This is a genomic window from Luteibacter sp. UNC138MFCol5.1, assembly GCF_900110505.1.
Lineage (GTDB): Bacteria > Pseudomonadota > Gammaproteobacteria > Xanthomonadales > Rhodanobacteraceae > Luteibacter.
In genome coordinates, this window is the sequence record NZ_FODZ01000016.1 from 1 (window position 1) to 1,914 (window position 1,914).

2 protein-coding genes are annotated in these 1,914 nt (G+C 65.9%); one reads left to right on the forward strand and one right to left on the reverse strand.

Translation table 11 applies throughout. The features are described from left to right. Nucleotides 1-78 precede the first annotated feature (78 nt). Nucleotides 79-636: a DUF4879 domain-containing protein gene (locus tag BMY69_RS19180; RefSeq protein WP_090181235.1), complete on the reverse strand. Its 558-nt coding sequence runs from the start codon at nucleotides 634-636 to the stop codon at nucleotides 79-81. A 167-nt stretch (nucleotides 637-803) separates the two neighbouring features. Here BMY69_RS19180 and BMY69_RS19185 point away from each other — a divergent pair, with 167 nt between their 5' ends. After that, on the forward strand, nucleotides 804-1,577 hold the full coding sequence (locus BMY69_RS19185; RefSeq protein ID WP_090055497.1) for a DeoR family transcriptional regulator: 774 nt from the start codon (nucleotides 804-806) through the stop codon (nucleotides 1,575-1,577). Nucleotides 1,578-1,914 lie beyond the last annotated feature (337 nt).

Genomic DNA, 1,914 nt, shown 5'->3' on the forward strand with positions numbered 1-1,914 from the left:
GTGTAGGAGCGGACCCGGCCGCGACCGCTCCTCGCCGCACGCCACAGGTCCTGCGGCGCCTCGCGGATTGGCCTGACGTCAGAGGATTTCGAGCGAGTCGCTGCGCGACGGCCCTTCGGCGGGAATGCTTTCGTGACGGAACTGGCCGCCGTCGGAATCGCCGAGGTCGTACTGCAGGAACGTGCCTACCACGGTGCCTGACGAGCACGGCCAGCTGTACTGCCCCTCGATGATGCACACGGGGAACGTGTACATCGGCGCCACGTTCAGCGCGACGCCATCGAGCGTCAGTCGCCGCTGGGCGGCGATTCCGATCTCGAGCACGCCGACCTTCAGGTAAAGACCATAGTGATCGTTCGACGTCCGGGTCTGATCCTCGCGGATCGTCTCGGCACCGCCGTACTGGGACTCCACGGAGAGGATCCAGACTTTTTCGATCGCACGTGGATCCGGACTCGCCGATGGCTGTCCGGCGTCGCGATACGGTGCCGGAAGCTCGAAGGGCAGGTCGGCGGAACGGCTGTATGCGGGCACGGTGCGGTAGCCATCCAGGCTTTCCGCGAGGGCACTAGCGAAGGGGAAAAGGGAGAGCGCGGTAGCGCAGGCGACACGAGTCGCCGGACAGGAAGTGAACATTGAAACTCCTTGTTCGTAAAGCGCCCGCTCCAGCGCGGGCGAACCGATTCTCTCATCGCGACTACCCGAGCGACCACCGGCATTCACTCACCGACGCGCCCGCCGCATGACTTCCACCCGCCACACGCGCCATCATGTCGGGAAGTGGAACGTTGATGGGGTAGCCGATGGAGCCAAGACTCAACAGGCGACAGGAAGAATTGATCGCGATCGTGCAACGCGAAGGGTTCGTCGGTGTCGACGAGCTCGCGAGTCACTTCGACGTCGCGCCGCAGACGATCCGACGCGATCTCAACCTGCTGGCCGACGGGGGGCTCATCCGTCGCTATCACGGTGGCGTCAGCGCGCCGTCCTCCAGTGTCGAGAATGTCGCTTACGCCGCGCGCCAGTCGCTCCAGGCGGCGGAAAAGAATCGCATCGCCGCGTCGATCGCCGCGGCGATCCCGGACGGCTCGTCGCTCTTCATCAACCTCGGCACCACCAACGAAGGCGTCGGCCGTGCGCTGCTGAATCATCGGGACCTGCGCGTCATCACCAACAACCTCAATATCGCCATCCTGCTCAGCGACAACCCGACATTCGAAGTGATCGTCGCCGGCGGCGTCGTGCGCGGGCGCGACCACGGTGTGACGGGCGAGGCCACGATCGAGCTGATCCGTCAGTTCAAGGTCGACTTCGGCATCATCGGTATCTCGGGGATCGAGCTCGACGGCACGCTGCTCGACTTCGATTTCCACGAGGTGCGTGTGGCGCAGGCGATCATCGAGCACTCCCGCCAGGTGTATCTGGGGGCGGACCATACCAAGATCGGCCGCAACGCCATGGTCCGCCTTGGCGACTTCTCGCGTGTCGACGCCTGGTTCACCGACCGCCCCCCTCCGGACGCGTTGCAGCCCGTGCTCGAGGCATCGGGTACCCAGGTCTTCGTGGCCAAGGATTGAGCTAGAGCCCGGCCTCCACGGCGATCGTGCCCGCTGCCGCGGGATCGCCGATACGATCGGCTCACACCAGAGCCGCCAGCTCTCACCCCATGGAATGGTTGGGCCCGCTACCGAAGGGTGGGAGCCGATCGCATCGGCGACGGGTCCTCGCACGGCGGCCCGGTTCTGCCCTGCATGAAGGCCGGCCGGAGCGGATACACCGGCACGTTGCCCGCTGCCGCGGGATCGCCGATACGATCGGCTCCCACCAGAGCCGCCAGCTCTCACCCCATGGATTGGTTGGGCCTGCTACCGAAGGGTGGGAGCCGATCGCATCGGCGATGGGTGCTCGCGGCGG